The following is a 14,624-nucleotide window of genomic DNA, read 5'->3' as shown; positions in this document are numbered from 1 at the left end:
GTCATGACGCCGGCTCCGTCAGGGCGCGGTCCAGGGGGACCTCCCTCGTCACCGTGACCGCGTCCGGCGCGAGATCCGCCGGCGTCGGCATCGCGCTGCCCGGCAGCTGGACGGCCGCCGCGCCGTGCGCCACGGCCGACGCGAGGGCGTCCGCGCCGGTGCCGCCCGCGATGAGGAAGCCGGCCAGGGAGGAGTCACCGGCGCCGACGTTGCTGCGTACGGCGTCGACGCGGGCGCTGCCGAAGTACGTGCCCGAGTCGTCGACCAGGAGCTGGCCGTCCGCCCCGAGGCTGGCGAGCACGGAGCGCGCGCCGAGCTCCCGCAGCTCATCGGCGGCCTTCACCGCGTCGCCGACCGTGGCCAGCGGGCGGCCCACCGCCTCGGCGAGCTCCTCGGCGTTCGGCTTGACCACGTCGGGGCGCTCGGCGAGGGCGGCGAGCAGGGCAGGGCCCGAGGTGTCCAGGGCGATACGGGCGCCCGCCGCGTGCGCGCGGGCCACCAACTCGGCGTACCAGGAAGGCGCGAGGCCGCGCGGGAGGCTGCCGCAGCAGGCGATCCAGTCGGCCCCGGCCGAGCGTGCCCGGACCGTGGACAGCAGCGACTCGGCCTCCTCCACCGTCAGTTCGGGACCGGGAGCGTTGATCTTCGTGAGCGTGCCGTCCGGTTCGGCGACCGCGATGTTGGACCGGGTCTGGCCCGCGACCGGGACCGGCGCGACCCTGATCCCCTGCTCGTCCAGGAGCTGTGCGACCAGCGCGCCGGGCGCCCCGCCGAGCGGCAGCACGGCGACCGTGTCCGCGCCCGCCGCCGCGACCGCCCGCGACACGTTGACGCCCTTGCCGCCCGGGTCCATCCGCTCCCCGGTGGCCCGCACGACCTCACCGCGGTCCAGGGCGGGGACCTCGTAGGTGCGGTCGAGGGAGGGGTTGGGCGTGACGGTGAGGATCATGCGTATACGTACCGTTTCTTCACTGGGACGCGTCTCTTCACTGGGGCGCGACTCTTCACTGGGACTCGTCGTGCTCATGCACGGACAACTTCCGTGCCGCCGCCCTCGATCGCCGCCGCGTCCTCGGGGCTGAGGCCGCTGTCGGTGATCAGCAGGTCGACGTCGCCCAGGTCACCGAAGCGGGCGAAGTGCTCCTGGCCGTGCTTGGTGGAGTCCGCGAGCAGGACCACCCGGCGGGCCGCGCCGATCGCGGCGCGCTTGACGGCCGCCTCGGCGAGGTCGGGGGTGGTCAGTCCTGCCTCCGCGGAGAAGCCGTTGGTGGCGAGGAAGAGGACGTCGGCGCGGATCTCGCCGTACGCCCGCAGCGCCCACGCGTCGACCGCCGCGCGCGTACGGCTGCGTACGCGGCCGCCGATGAGGTGCAGCTGGATGCCGGGGTGGTCGGCGAGGCGGGCCGCGGTGGGCAGGCCGTGCGTGACGACCGTGAACGTCGATTCGAGCGGGAGCGAGGCCGCGAGCCGCGCGACCGTCGAGCCCGCGTCGAGGATGACGCTGCCCTCGGCCGGCAGCTCGGCGAGCGCGGCCTTGGCGATGCGGTCCTTCTCGTCGGCCGATGTGCCCTCGCGCTCGGCGAGGTCCGGCTCGAAGTCGAGGCGCCCGGCCGGAATGGCACCGCCATGGACACGGCGTACGAGACCGGCGCGGTCGAGGGCCTTCAGGTCGCGCCGGATGGTCTCCGCGGTGACCTGGAACTCCTCGGCGAGCGACAGCACGTCGACCCGGCCGCCGTCACGCGCGAGCCGCAGGATCTCCTGCTGCCGCTCCGGTGCGTACATGTCCGTTCGCCTCCGCCTTGATGCCCGAGCTTGTGGATTCCCTGGGAGACTACGACTGGATTTCCGGAAAGTAAACAAGTTCGGGCCCCAGGCAGACACAAACGGACTTTCGGCCTGGCGGTGAGCCGCTGAAAGTGCATGCCGGTTGCGGCCCTACGGCCTGCGGCCCTGCTGCCCTACGGCCTGCGGAAGTCCCCCAACGCCTCGATGCAGCGCCCGGCCAGAGCCGCGGGGCCCGCCGGACTCCCGGCAGGATCGTCACCGGCGGCCCATGTCTCCACGGCCACCCGGACCGCCGCGCTGGCCAGCGCGGCCATGAGCCGAAGCTGCAGCGAGGAAGCACCGGAGCGCCCCTCCCGCTCGGCGAGCACGGTGACCAGCGTCTGCTCCGAGCCATGGCAGGCGTCGGACCACACCGCCCGCAGCGCCGCGCTCTCCCCCGCCATCCGCAGCAGCGACCGCACCCACTCCAGGGACTCCACCGCCCCGGTGTCGTCGGCGGCCAGCGCCCGCTCCGCCGCGTGCCGCAGCGCGTCCCGTACCGGAAGGGCGGCCGGCGCCTCCCGCACCGCCTCGGCCCACTGCTGCGCACCGGCGGCGAAGAGCGGGGCGACGGCCTCCTCCTTGGTCGCGAAGTAGCGGTAGAGGGTGCGCGGGGCGACGCCCGCGGCACGGGCGATGTCCTCGGCGCGGGTGGCGCGCAGCCCGTTCTCGACGAAGAGCGCGGCCGCGGTGCGGGCGATGTCCAGGCGCGTCTCGGCCTTGCGGCGCTCGGTGAGCGAACCGGACGAGCTGGGCAAATGTGCGTGCATGCGAGGCAGGCTATGCCAGCCGTCCGCACCAGATCCTCGTAGACACAAAGTGCCCGTGTGACAGAATCTGCCACCGAACGAATGCGGTGCGATCAAGCGCGATCAAAAAGGGTGGCAACAGCGGTGCGTCGTCGGCAGTTCCTTCTCCACACGGCCGGTCTCACCGGCGCCTCCGCGCTCGGGCTCACCGCCTGCTCGTCGGACGGCGACACGACCACCCTCAAGCTCCTCGTGGCCAGCTACGACGAGAGCGTGGGCTCCTCGATCGGCGACCAGTGGAAGGGACTCATCGCCTCCTTCGAGAAGGCGCACCCCACCATCAAGATCGACCTGGAGCGCGTCCCCTTCAACAAGCTCGACCGGACGCTCGCCCGGCGCGTGAGGGACGGCCGGGCACCCGACATCGCCCAGTCGAACGTCTTCGCCCCCTACGCCGAGGACGGCAAGCTCTACAGCGCGTCCGACCTCTTCGAGATCCGCACCGAGGCCGACTTCACCCGCTCGTACGCCGAGGCAGGATCCGTCAAGCACATCCAGTACGGCGTCCCGTTCCTGGCCAGCACCCCGCGCCTCTTCTACAACAAGGCCCTGTTCAAGCAGGCCCGCATCACCGCACCCACGTCCTGGGACGAGTTGGTGTCGGCGGCCCAGGCCCTGAAGACGCTCGGCGTGAAGACTCCGTACGGCCTGCAACTGGGCCCCGAGGCCGCCGAGGACGAGGTGCTCTCCTGGCTGCTCGCGGACGACGGCGGCTACGCGGGCCTGACGAGCTACGACTTCAACACCGCGGGCAATGTCCGGACGCTGACCTGGCTGCGGGACGAACTGGTCGGCAAGGGGCTCGCGGGCGCGAACCCGGCGGGGCTCAACAGGACGGACGCGTACGCCCAGTTCATGAAGGGCCGGATCGGGATGCTGATCGCCCATCCGGTGCTCATGGGCGCCGCCGACAAGTACAAGTTCCCTTACGCGCACACCGCGTTCCCCAGGCGGCAGGGCGGGGCTGCGGCGCCCATCGGCCTGAGCGACTGGCTGATGGCGTTCCGGCAGAACGGCAACGGCGAGGCGTCCGGCCGGTTCCTCAGCCACCTCTACGGCCGCAAGTCGGCCAAGGCGTACGGCGGCGGCCAGACCGCGCTCCCGGTGACCAGCTCGGCGTCGGCCGCGCTGCGGGCGGACCCGGCGCAGCGCCCGCTGTGGAGGTTCATCGACCAGATGCCGCAGGCGCAGTTCCAGCCGGGCAATCTGCGGTCGTGGCCGACGGTCCGGGCGGCCATCCGCGAGGAGATCGGCGCCGCCGTCATGAAGGGCGGCAGCCCCGAGGGCGTACTCGAGTCCCTGGACACGACGGCGGCCCAGGCGGAGCTCTAGGCTCCGCCCGGGCCGCGCCCCGCCGGGGTGGATCAGGACGTCAACGCGGGCTCTCGCTCCGGGAGTTCACCGAGGCCATCGATGCCATCGATGTCGTCGATGCCATCGATGTCGTCGATGCCGTCGGTGCCATCCGCCGCGGCGTCCGCGCCCTCGACGTGCTGCCGGGGCTTGCCCGGCAGGGCGAACATCAGCAGGAAGATGACGGCGAGCACGCCGACCACCCACCACAGCGAGTTCTGGAACGCGTCGATGAACTCGGCGGGCACCCGGCTCCGTTCGACCTTCTCGTCGATCACGCCGAAGAACACCACGGACACGAGGCCGAGCCCGAGCGCGTTGCCCATCTGCTGGACGGTGTTGATGAGCCCGGACGCCGAACCCGAGTGCTCCTGCGGCACGTCGGAGAGCACCGCGTCGGTCAGCGGGGCGACGATCAGGCCCATGCCGGCGCCCATCACGGTCAGCGGCAGCGCCATCTGCCACGGCGCGAGGTCCGCGCCGTACCGGTTCGCCTCCCAGATGTAGAGCAGCACCCCGGTGGCCATGACGAGCGCGCCGCCCTGCAGCACCTTGCGGCCGAACCGCGGGACGAGCTTCTGCACGGAGATGCCGGCCGCCACCGAGACGGCGATCGAGAACGGAACGCCGGTGACGCCCGCCTTCAGCGGACGCCAGCCGAGCCCGAACTGCATATAGAGCGTCCAGACCAGAAAGAAGATGCCGAGCGAGATCCCGAACACCGTCTGCACCGCGATGCCCGCCGCGAAGCTCTTCACCTTGAACAGCGAGAGCTCCACCAGCGGCGAACCGTCCTTCGCCGTCTTCCACTTCTCGTACGCGACCAGGGCGCCGAAGACCACGATGCCGCCCGCCATCATCACGTAACCCCACAGCGGCCAGTCCAACTCCCGCCCACGGATGAGCGGGTAGAGCACCATCAGCAGGCCGAGCGTCACCAGAACGACCCCGACGAGGTCGAGCTTGAGCGCCTTCGGCGCCTTGGACTCGCTGATGAACTTCCAACCGAGAACGAGCCCCGCTATGCCGACCGGCAGGTTGATGAGGAAGATCGGGCGCCATTCGAGGCCGAAGAGGTTCCACTCGGTGAGCAGCGCGCCCAGCAGCGGTCCGGAGACCGCGCCGAGCCCGACGACCATCCCGAAGAGCCCGAAGACCTTGCCCCGCTCGTGCGCGGGGAAGGTGGCGTGCACGATCGACAGGACCTGCGGCACCATCATCGCGGCCATGCCGCCCTGCAGGATCCGCGATGCGACGAGCATCTCCGGATTCGCGGCGAACCCGCAGAGCGCGGAGGCCAGCGTGAAGCCGCCGATGCCGATGAGGAACATCCGCTTGCGCCCGTGGATGTCGCCGAGCCGCCCGCCGGTGATCAGGCCGGCCGCGAAGGCGAGCGCGTAGCCCGCGGTGATCCACTGGATCTGGCCGAACGTGGCGCCGGTGTCCCGCTGCATGGACGGGATCGCGATGTTGACGATGGTGACGTCGACGAGGTCCATGAAGGCCGCGGTCATCACGATGGCGAGGGCGAACCAGCGCCGGCGGTCGCCGGCGGATGTGGGTGGCACGGGGGCGGGGTCGCTGAAAGTCATGAGAGGAATCTAAAAGCCATATAGGCCAGATGATGTCCTAGATGACGGCCACCATGAAGAACATGACGAAGAACACGACATCGAATCCGACCGGTGGCGGTTCCAACACGGACACCCCGGCCAGGCTGCTGCAGCTCCTCTCCCTGCTCCAGACCCCGCGGGAGTGGCCGGGCGGGGAGCTGTCCGAGCGGCTCGGCGTCAGCCGCCGCACGGTGCGGCGCGACATCGACCGGCTGCGGGACCTCGGCTATCCGGTCCAGGCGAGCCAGGGCGCGGCCGGCGGATACCGCCTGGTCGCGGGCAAGGCGATGCCACCGCTGGTCCTCGACGACGAGGAGGCGGTGGCGATCGCGGTGGGCCTGCGGGCGGGTGCGGGCCACGCGGTGGAGGGGGTGGAGGAGGCCTCCGTGCGGGCCCTGGCCAAACTGGAGCAGGTCCTCCCCAGCCGCCTGCGCCACCGGGTCTCCAACCTCCAGATCGCGACAACACCCCTGACCAGCGGGGACGGGGCGAGCATCGCCCCCGAGACACTGACGGTGATGGCGTCGGCCGCGGCCGGCCAGGAGCGTCTGCGCTTCGCGTACCGCGCGGGCGACGGCACGGAGTCGCGCCGCCTGACCGAGCCATACCGTCTGGTGTCGACGGGGCGCCGCTGGTACCTGGTCGCGTACGACATCGACCGCGAGGACTGGCGTACGTTCCGCGTCGACCGGGTGTCGTCGCCGTTCGCGACGGGGGCGCGGTTTGCCCCGCGGGAGTTGCCGACGGGGGACGCCGCGGAGTACATCCGGCAGTCCATGTGGCGCGGTCAGCAGTCGTACGCCATCGACGTGACGTTCGCGGCCCCCGCGGAGTACATCGCGGCACGGCTCCCCGCGGCCCTCGGCACGCCGGAACGGATCTCCGACACGTCCTGCCGCCTGCGGTCGACGGTGCCGGACTCCATCGAATGGCTGGCGGTCCGCCTGGCGTTGGCCGACTGCGACTTCAGGGCACACGAGCCGCCGGAACTGGTCCAGTACCTACGCGACTTGGGCGCACGCCTGACTCGGGCCTCCGGCACGTGACCCCGCCCCGGGGTCTTTCATCCACCGGAGTTGCCGTGCGGGAGGTCGAGGATGATGTCGGCGGCGCGAGCGATGACCTGGAGGCGGGTGCCTGCCGGGTGGTCGGCGGCGAGGAAGTGGCTGCCGATGGCCGTGCAGAAGGCGAGCAGGGCGCGGGCCTCCACCTCTTCGGGGTCGGCGCAGAAGGTGCTGATCGCGTCGCGCGCCAGCTGGATGCGTTCGTTGTCCACGCGGCGCAGGCGGGCGGCGACGGCGGGGTCGCGGCGGGCCCATTCGCGGATGGCCAGGTCGATGCGGAGCAGCCGGTCGCTGGAGAAGGTGAGCTGTCCGGCCAGGCGGACCTTGTCCCGTGCGTCGCCGCCCTCCCGCTCGACCCGGTCGATGACGTCGTCGACGCTCTCGCGCTCCCAGGTGTCAAGCATCTCGGTCAGCAGTGCGTCGCGGTCGGCGAAGTAGCCGTAGAAGCCGCCCTTGGTCACCCCGAGCGCCTTGGCGAGCGCCTCGATCCGCACCGCGTCCACACCACCCGCGGCCAGCGCCCGCAGCCCCTCCTCGATCCACTGCTCCCGCGGCGTGCGCAACGCGCCCATTCTGTGGCCCACCTCACCGTCGAAGACCTGTTGTACGAAGCCGTACAGCAGGCCTAGCCTCACCTTGTACGGAATCGTATAACTCCGTCGAGAGGGGCACGTCATGTCATTCGGCTTCGTCGCCTTCCACTACCCGGCTCCCGAACACGTCGACGCGTTCGTGGCCGACTGCCACCAGGTCGCCGACGCGATGCGCAGCCAGCCGGGCTTCGAGTCCGTCGGGGTCTGGGTGACCCCGGACGGCGAGGCGGTCGTCACCACCGGCGCGTTCGAGTCCGAGGAGGCGTTCCGGGCCACGGCCGACCTCGCCCGCGAGATGGACGCGACGCCTGACGGCCAGAGCGACCTGGAGATCAGGCCCCGAGAGGTCCACTTCCTGATGTCGCGCTAGCGATCTTGGTGAGGCGGGACCGGTGGGACCACCGGGCAATCGGGCGGGTGGGCGGGAAAAAGAAGTGAGCCCCGGTGCCGGGGGGGGGATGGCACCGGGGCTCGCCAAGGGGACGGCTCAAGGCGGGCCGCCTAGGCCGCCGCGTCGAAGCCCGTGTCCCGCGCCAGCTTCTTCAGTTCGAGCAGCGCGTGCTTCTCGATCTGCCGGATCCGCTCGCGCGTCAGACCGTGCTGCTTGCCGACCTCCGTCAGCGTCCGCTCGCGGCCGTCCTCGATGCCGTACCGCATCTTGATGATGGAGGCCGTGCGCTGGTCGAGGCGGCCGATCAGGTCGTCCAGTTCCTCACTGCGCAGCAGCGTCAGGACGGACTGCTCGGGCGAGATCGCCGAGGTGTCCTCGAGGAGGTCACCGAACTGGGTGTCGCCGTCGTCGTCCACGCCCATGTTCAGCGAGACCGGGTCGCGGGCCCAGTCCAGGACGTCGATGACCCGCGCCGGGGTGGAGTCGAGCTCGGCTGCGACCTCCTCGGGCTCCGGATCGCGGCCGTTCTTACGGTTGAACTCGCGCTGGACGCGACGGATCCGGCCCAGCTCCTCCACCAGGTGGACGGGGAGCCGGATCGTGCGGGACTGGTCGGCTATGGAGCGGGTGATGGCCTGGCGGATCCACCACGTGGCGTACGTGGAGAACTTGAAGCCCTTGGCGTAGTCGAACTTCTCGACCGCGCGCACCAGGCCCGCGTTCCCCTCCTGGATCAGGTCGAGCAGAGGGAGGCCGCTGCGCGGATAGCGCCGCGCCACAGCGACGACGAGCCGCAGGTTCGACCGGATGAAGACGTCCTTCGCGCGCTCGCCGTCGGCGACCAGCGCCTCCAGCTCATCGCGGGACGCCGCCGCGCCCGCGACGGAGTCCTCGACGTCCCCGTCGAGTATCTTTCGCGCGTAGACACCCGCCTCGATGATCTGGGACAGCTCGACTTCCTTGGCGGCGTCGAGCAGCGGCGTACGCGCGATCTCGTCGAGGTACATGCCGACCAGGTCGCGGTCGGCGATCTCCCCGCCTACGGCGCGAACACTGCGTGCCGCGTCGGTCTCGCCGGTGGAGGCGGACTTACGACGGGCGACGGCACGGGTTGCCATGCGTGCTCCCTTGCGTGTGGAGGTCCTGGTCGGCCTTTTCACGGGCCTCTGTGGTGGAAACCACACCCTTCCGGGTGCCCTGCTTCCGATGGAAACAACGACTGGAATCCGGACAGAATTCCCAAGCCGCACATCTATTTTCTCGACGGTGCAGTACCCTGTGCCGCCACAAAGGGAGGCCGGATGCCGTCGGAACGTACAGAGGTGCAGGTCAGGCCGGGCACGGAGGCCGACCTCGCGGCCCTGACCGACATCTACAACCACTACGTACGTGAGACGGCGATCACATTCGACACGGCCGTCTTCCTGCCAGAAGAGCGCCGCCCTTGGCTGCTCTCCCACCCTGAAGACGGCCCCCACCGCCTGATGGTTGCCCAGGAGCGGGATTCGGGCCGCGTGCTCGGATACGCGACCAGCAGCCCCTTCCGGCCGAAGGCCGCGTACGCCACTTCTGTAGAAGTCAGCGTCTACTGCGCTCCGGACACCGGCGGCCGCGGCATCGGCACGCTGCTGTACAAGGCGCTCTTCGAGGCCCTGGAGGGCGAGGCCGCGACTTACGACAACCTGCACCGCGCGTACGCCGGGATCGCGCAGCCCAACGACGCCTCGCACCGCCTCCACGAACGCTTCGGCTTCCGGCACGTCGGCACGTACCGGGAGGTGGGCCGGAAGTTCGGCCGCTACTGGGACGTCGCCTGGTACGAGCGCCCCCTCGGCCCGCAGTCCTAGCCGGGACCTAGGTCCCGGCCTAGGCCGCAAGCCCGTTACGCCCCGCCTCGGCCCCACCTAGCGTGCCCCCATGGACGACACAGGCACCCTCGACGAAGCCCTCCAGCGGCTGCACGCCTCCGGGCCCGAGCGGCTCGGGCGGCTCACCAACCACGCGCCGATGGCCGTCGAGGCGCTCGCCGCGCACGGGCGGTCCGGCGCGGTCCACCGCTGGCTCGAGCTGTACGCGCCGAAGCTGGAGGAGTTCCCCGGCACGGTCGAGAGGGTCACCGGCGCCAACTGGCGCGAGGCCCTCGGTGATCCGCGCCGTGCGGCGGACTGGATCGCGTACTTCGGCAGGGAGATCGGCGAACGCCCCTGGCGCGACGTGCTCGCCGAGTGGTGGCCGCGGCTGCTGCCCGGGATGTACGGCGGCTCCACGCACCCGGTGATCCGCGTCGGCCACGCCGTGCGCACCCTGCTGGCCGGCGACGAGACCGGACCCCGCGTCGCCGAACTCGCCCATGGCCTCGGCTACTGGGCCGCCCGCCACCACCCCGTCTCCGGGGTGACACCGCTCCCCGGTGCCGAGAGCGCGGCCGCCGCTCTGGATGCCGTGCCACCCATCGCGGACCGGGCGGAGGGCAACTTCCCGGCCCGCCTCGGCCGGGTCGGGGCACTGCCGGTGTGGGCCACCTCGGTGGACGCCCCGGAGGAAGCCCGGCGCAGGCTCACCGAGCTGGTGCAGGCGGCCACCCATCGGTACGCCACGCACGGCCACGGCGACGAGACGATGCTGGTCCACGCGGCGACGGCGCCCAACGCCGTGCTGCGCACCCTGCCTGCACTGCCGCGCGCCTTGTGGGTGCCTGGCCTGCGGGCCGCTTGGACGGCGTCGGCCGCCGTGACCGCGATGTACGCCCCCGACGCCCCGGTCGCGTACACCGCACCCGGCACCTTCGCCCCCGATGAGGTCTTCGAGCGGGCCCTCGCGCACGGTGATGAGCACGTCATCAAGTTCACGGACACGGCGATGGACGTCGGCGACGAGGGTGCCTTGGCGGCGGCCTTGCGGGCGGTTGAGCTCAGCGTGCCGCTCGACTGAGTGCCCTTCGCCTGCGGGCCGTCCGTGGCTGGGCGCGCAGTTCCCCGCGCCCCTTGCGGGGCGCCCGCCTGCCCCCCGTCAGCCGAACTGCACCGACCTCTTAGCCAACCCCATCCAGAACCCGTCGATCACACTCCGCTGCCCGCCAAGATCCCCCGCAGCCTCCGCCGCCCCCAGCGTCACGAACAGCGGAGCAAAGTGCTCCGTACGCGGATGTGCCAGCTGCCCCGCCGGGGACTTGTGCTCGAAGTCGAGAAGACCGTCCACGTCCCCCGCCTCAAGAGCCTCGTGACCCCACGCGTCGAACTCCGCCGACCAGGACGGAATGCCGCCCTGCCGCAGCGCCGCCAGGTTGTGCGTGAAGAAGCCGCTGCCGACGATCAGCACGCCCTCGTCCCGCAGCGGCGCCAGCTTGCGGCCGATGTCCATCAGGCGCTGCGGGTCGAGCGTGGGCATGGAGATCTGGAGGACGGGGATGTCCGCGTCGGGGTACATCTCGACGAGCGGGACATACGCTCCGTGGTCGAGCCCGCGGTCCGGGATGTCCTGCACCGGCATGCCCGCCCCGCGCAGCAATGTGCGTACGGAATCGGCCAGTTGAGGGGCGCCCGGGGCCGCGTACGTCACCTGGTAGTAGTGCTCGGGGAAGCCCCAGAAGTCGTGGACGAGCGGCACCGTCTCGGTGGCGCCGAGGGCTAGCGGGGCCTCCTCCCAGTGGGCGGAGACCATCAGGATGGCCTTGGGGCGCGGCAGGCCGGCCGACCAGTCCTTCAGCTCGTCCGGCCAGAGGGCGTCGTCGGCGAGCGGCGGCGCGCCGTGGCTGAGGTACAGGGCGGGCATGCGCTCCTGGGTTGCGGTCATGACGGCGCCTCCGAGAACGTACCGGGAAGTTTTACTTTAACTCTCAAGCTTCCTGTTCGATGATGACCCTACTCCCACATTGTTTAACCTTCAAGAAAGGGCTGCGTACAGTGGAGTACATGGACACGGCACCCACTTCTCCTCCGGACGAGGAGCCGCGCTGGCTCGACGACGCCGAACAACGCACCTGGCTCGCGTATCTGCACGCCACCACGCTCCTGGAGGATCACCTCGATCGTCAGTTGCAGCGTGACGCGGGCATGCCGCACATCTACTACGGCCTGCTCGTCCAATTGTCCGTCGCGCCCCGGCGCCGGCTCCGGATGACCGAGCTCGCGCGGAACACCAAGATCACCCGGTCCCGGCTCTCGCACGCGATCGCGCGCCTGGAGAAGAACGGCTGGGTGCGCCGCGAGGACTGCCCGTCCGACAAGCGCGGCCAGTTCGCGATCCTCACCGACGACGGGTACGAGGTGCTGCGCAGGACCGCGCCCGGCCACGTCTCCGCCGTACGCCAGGCCCTCTTCGACCGGCTCAGCCCGGAACAGCAGAAGTCCCTCGGCGAGATCATGATGATCGTCGCCGAGGGACTTCAGCCCAAGGAGGCCGGTGCGGACCTTCCCTGGCTCCGCTAGGTCCTACCTACGGGTGGAACAAGCGGGGGTCAGTGCGCGACCACCGGGATGCGCACCTCGTCCTCCTTGCCGACACCACCGGCACCCTCACCGTCGCCCGAAGCGGCCTGAGCGCCGCTCTGGGCACCGGTGTTGATGAACGCGAAGGCGATCGCGGCGGAGACCGCCAGGATGCCGACCGCCCACCAGATGGCGCTGGTGTAGCCCTCGACCATGGCCTGCGCCTGGAGCAGCTTCTGTGCCGCCGGAGTCGTCGCGCCCGCCGCGTGCGAGGTGATGTACGCGGTGGTGGCGGATGCGGCGATGGTGTTCAGGAGGGCCGTGCCGATGGCGCCGCCGACCTGCTGCGAGGTGTTGACCATCGCGGAGGCGACACCGGCGTCACGCGCCTCGACACCGTGCGTGGCGAGCGACATGGCCGGCATGAACGCCGTACCCATGCCGAGGCCCAGCAACAGCTGCGCGGGCATGATCAGACCGGCGTACGAGGAACCGACCTCGAGCTGCGTCAGGAGCAGCATGCCGACGGCCGCGACCAGGAAGCCCGGACCCATCAGGAGGCGGGGCGGCACGCGCGTCATCAGACGGGCGCCGATCTGCGTGGAGCCCGCGATCATGCCGACGATCATCGGCAGGAACGCGAAGCCGGTCTTCACCGGCGAGTAGCCCTCGACGATCTGCAGGTAGTACGTGAGGAACAGGAACAGGCCGAACATCGCGATGACCGCGAGGCCGAGCGACAGGTAGACGCCGCCGCGGTTGCGCTCGGTCAGGACGCGCAGCGGGAGCAGCGGCGACTTGACCTTGGCCTCGGTGAGGACGAACGCGGCCAGCAGCACCGCGGACGCGACGAACATGCCGATGGTCAGGGAGTCCGACCAGCCGGCCGACTCGGCGCGGGTGAAGCCGTAGACGAGCGCGACCAGACCGAGGGTGGAGAGGATCACGCCCGGGATGTCGAGCGGCGAGCGGTTGCGGCCGCCGGCCGGCTCACGGATGACGAAGTAGGCGCCGAGCGCGGCGACCACCGCGAACGGGATGTTCACGAAGAACGTCCAGCGCCAGTTCAGGTACTCGGTGAGGAAGCCGCCGAGGATCAGGCCCACGGCGCCGCCGCCACCGGCGATCGCGCCGTAGATGCCGAAGGCCTTGGCGCGCTCCTTGGCGTCGGTGAACATCACCGCGAGCAGCGAGAGGGCGGCGGGCGCGAGCAACGCGCCGAACACACCCTGCAGGGCGCGGGCGCCCAGCATCATGGCCTCGCCGGTCGCGGCGCCGCCGAGCGCGGAGGCCGCGGCGAAGCCGATCAGGCCGGTCACGAAGGTGTTCTTGCGGCCCCAGAGGTCGGCGATGCGGCCACCGAAGAGCAGCAGTCCGCCGAAGGCCAGGGCGTAGGCCGTGATGACCCACTGGCGGTTGCCGTCCGATATGCCCAGGTCCTGCTGGGCGGAGGGCAGCGCGATGTTCACGATGGTCGCGTCGAGGACGACCATCAGCTGCGCGAGCGCGATGAAGATCAGCGCCTTCCAGCGCCTCGGATCTGTTTCTGACATGGGGATAGCCACCTAGCGGTACGAGAGTGAAAAAAGCGACGTAACGAAAAGCGTGAAGCTGAAGCGGTGTGCGAGGTGCGAGGTGCGACGTCAGGCGGAGCTCATGACTGGCGGAGGTCCTCCAAGGTCGCCGCCTCACCGGGCAGCTCGGAGCGTGCCGGAGCCATCAGGCCGTCCATGAACAGCTGCAGATGGCGGTGGACGAAGCGGTCCATGTTCAGGCATGCGGTGCCGGGCAGGGGCCGGGTGAGCTGGGAGAGGGCGACCATCAGGTCTCCGACGGCGATGTCGGTGCGCAGCTGCCCCGCCACGCGTGCCCGCTCCATGAGCCCGTCGATCGCGGCCTCGAGCCGGTCGCGGGCGTCGATCAGGTCAGGGTGCTCGGGGTCGAACGCCTCCTGGAGCATCGGGCACAGCGCGCCGATCCGCTCGTCGGCGGCGGCGTGCACGAACTCGCGCAGGGCGTCGAAGGCCGCGCTTTCCCCCTCGGCTTCCGTCCGGGCGCGGGCACGCTCCGCGTGCTCAGCGACGCGGTCGGTCACCAAGAGGACGACCTGGTGGACCAGTTCGGCGCGGTCGGCGAAGTGCCGGTAGACCGTGGCGTTGCCCACGCCGGCGCGGCGCGCGACCTCGTCGAGCGGCACATCGGCACCGAACTCGACGAACATCTCGCGTGCGGCGGCGACGATCCGCTCCCGGTTGCGCAGGGCGTCGGCCCGGGGGCGGGTGACCTTGCGCTGCGGAGCGGTGGCGGTGTCCACGACGGCACTCCTGGAAGTAGTGAGTTGGATCTTGCTGGGCGCGATGCGGGGACTCACTCCCCGTTTCGCTCGGACACAGGTCTAAACGGGGAAGGACTCCCCGGATATTTCCCGCCCCCCGACTTTCTTCCTGTGACCTGGGTCACATCTTCGTGAGCGAGAAACCCACGATCGGTCGCACCCAGCGAGCGCCCGCGCGGCCCCCGGCACAGGGTGATCGAACAGGGTGCAGC

At 70.7% G+C, this 14,624-nt stretch carries 15 protein-coding genes; 6 read left to right on the top strand and 9 right to left on the bottom strand.

Translation table 11 applies throughout. The features are described 5' to 3' along the window. Position 1: 1 nt before the first annotated feature. The 3 genes from pfkB to OG453_RS07910 form a co-directional block, all read right to left on the bottom strand. A complete protein-coding gene (gene pfkB / locus OG453_RS07920) occupies positions 2 to 949 on the bottom strand; it encodes a 1-phosphofructokinase (RefSeq protein ID WP_266865876.1) in 948 nt (315 codons plus the stop codon). A gap of 74 nt (positions 950 to 1,023) precedes the next feature. After that, positions 1,024 to 1,785 (bottom strand): DeoR/GlpR family DNA-binding transcription regulator, encoded by a 762-nt coding sequence (locus OG453_RS07915; RefSeq protein WP_266865875.1) that lies wholly within the window; start codon positions 1,783 to 1,785, stop codon positions 1,024 to 1,026. Positions 1,786 to 1,961: 176 nt separating this feature from the next. Continuing rightward, positions 1,962 to 2,597 carry a TetR/AcrR family transcriptional regulator gene (locus OG453_RS07910; protein ID WP_266865873.1) on the bottom strand — a complete coding sequence of 212 codons (636 nt, stop codon included), beginning with the start codon at positions 2,595 to 2,597 and terminating at the stop codon, positions 1,962 to 1,964. 123 nt (positions 2,598 to 2,720) lie between these two features. On the opposite strand from OG453_RS07910, the gene OG453_RS07905 reads away from it, so the two are divergent. Further along, positions 2,721 to 3,968 carry an ABC transporter substrate-binding protein gene (locus OG453_RS07905; RefSeq protein ID WP_266865871.1) on the top strand — a complete coding sequence of 416 codons (1,248 nt, stop codon included), beginning with the start codon at positions 2,721 to 2,723 and terminating at the stop codon, positions 3,966 to 3,968. Between the two features lie 32 nt (positions 3,969 to 4,000). On the opposite strand, the gene OG453_RS07900 is transcribed toward OG453_RS07905, so the two are convergent. Next, the gene (locus OG453_RS07900; RefSeq protein ID WP_266865869.1) at positions 4,001 to 5,581 is read right to left on the bottom strand and encodes an MFS transporter; all 1,581 of its coding nucleotides are present in this window, start codon (positions 5,579 to 5,581) and stop codon (positions 4,001 to 4,003) included. A 62-nt stretch (positions 5,582 to 5,643) separates the two neighbouring features. Between OG453_RS07900 and OG453_RS07895 the strand changes: the two genes are divergently transcribed. After that, positions 5,644 to 6,648 carry a YafY family protein gene (locus OG453_RS07895; RefSeq protein ID WP_266869744.1) on the top strand — a complete coding sequence of 335 codons (1,005 nt, stop codon included), beginning with the start codon at positions 5,644 to 5,646 and terminating at the stop codon, positions 6,646 to 6,648. A gap of 17 nt (positions 6,649 to 6,665) precedes the next feature. On the opposite strand, the gene OG453_RS07890 is transcribed toward OG453_RS07895, so the two are convergent. Further along, a complete protein-coding gene (locus OG453_RS07890) occupies positions 6,666 to 7,238 on the bottom strand; it encodes a TetR/AcrR family transcriptional regulator (protein ID WP_266869743.1) in 573 nt (190 codons plus the stop codon). 103 nt (positions 7,239 to 7,341) lie between these two features. On the opposite strand from OG453_RS07890, the gene OG453_RS07885 reads away from it, so the two are divergent. Next, positions 7,342 to 7,629 carry an antibiotic biosynthesis monooxygenase gene (locus OG453_RS07885; RefSeq protein ID WP_266865867.1) on the top strand — a complete coding sequence of 96 codons (288 nt, stop codon included), beginning with the start codon at positions 7,342 to 7,344 and terminating at the stop codon, positions 7,627 to 7,629. 131 nt (positions 7,630 to 7,760) lie between these two features. On the opposite strand, the gene OG453_RS07880 is transcribed toward OG453_RS07885, so the two are convergent. Beyond that, positions 7,761 to 8,768, bottom strand: coding sequence for an RNA polymerase sigma factor RpoD/SigA (locus tag OG453_RS07880; RefSeq protein WP_266865865.1), 1,008 nt, complete (start codon positions 8,766 to 8,768; stop codon positions 7,761 to 7,763). A 183-nt stretch (positions 8,769 to 8,951) separates the two neighbouring features. On the opposite strand from OG453_RS07880, the gene OG453_RS07875 reads away from it, so the two are divergent. Together OG453_RS07875 and OG453_RS07870 are read left to right on the top strand one after the other, a co-directional pair. Then, positions 8,952 to 9,497 (top strand): GNAT family N-acetyltransferase, encoded by a 546-nt coding sequence (locus OG453_RS07875; protein WP_266865863.1) that lies wholly within the window; start codon positions 8,952 to 8,954, stop codon positions 9,495 to 9,497. Positions 9,498 to 9,567: 70 nt separating this feature from the next. Continuing rightward, positions 9,568 to 10,581 carry a questin oxidase family protein gene (locus OG453_RS07870; RefSeq protein ID WP_266865861.1) on the top strand — a complete coding sequence of 338 codons (1,014 nt, stop codon included), beginning with the start codon at positions 9,568 to 9,570 and terminating at the stop codon, positions 10,579 to 10,581. Positions 10,582 to 10,659: 78 nt separating this feature from the next. Here OG453_RS07870 and OG453_RS07865 read toward each other — a convergent pair whose 3' ends face one another. Then, entirely contained in the window at positions 10,660 to 11,442 is a 783-nt protein-coding gene (locus OG453_RS07865) for a dioxygenase (RefSeq protein WP_266865859.1), read from the bottom strand. A 119-nt stretch (positions 11,443 to 11,561) separates the two neighbouring features. Between OG453_RS07865 and OG453_RS07860 the strand changes: the two genes are divergently transcribed. Next, a complete protein-coding gene (locus tag OG453_RS07860) occupies positions 11,562 to 12,077 on the top strand; it encodes a MarR family winged helix-turn-helix transcriptional regulator (RefSeq protein WP_266865858.1) in 516 nt (171 codons plus the stop codon). Positions 12,078 to 12,106: 29 nt separating this feature from the next. Here OG453_RS07860 and OG453_RS07855 read toward each other — a convergent pair whose 3' ends face one another. Both OG453_RS07855 and OG453_RS07850 read right to left on the bottom strand, forming a co-directional pair. Further along, positions 12,107 to 13,630 (bottom strand): MFS transporter, encoded by a 1,524-nt coding sequence (locus OG453_RS07855; protein WP_266865857.1) that lies wholly within the window; start codon positions 13,628 to 13,630, stop codon positions 12,107 to 12,109. Positions 13,631 to 13,731: 101 nt separating this feature from the next. After that, positions 13,732 to 14,391, bottom strand: a complete 660-nt coding sequence (locus OG453_RS07850; RefSeq protein WP_266865856.1) for a TetR/AcrR family transcriptional regulator — start codon at positions 14,389 to 14,391, stop codon at positions 13,732 to 13,734. Between the last annotated feature and the right edge of the window lie 233 nt (positions 14,392 to 14,624).

This window comes from Streptomyces sp. NBC_01381 (assembly GCF_026340305.1).
Lineage (GTDB): Bacteria > Actinomycetota > Actinomycetes > Streptomycetales > Streptomycetaceae > Streptomyces.
Note: the sequence above shows the minus strand (reverse complement) of the source record. Positions and strands in the feature narration are given on the sequence as shown.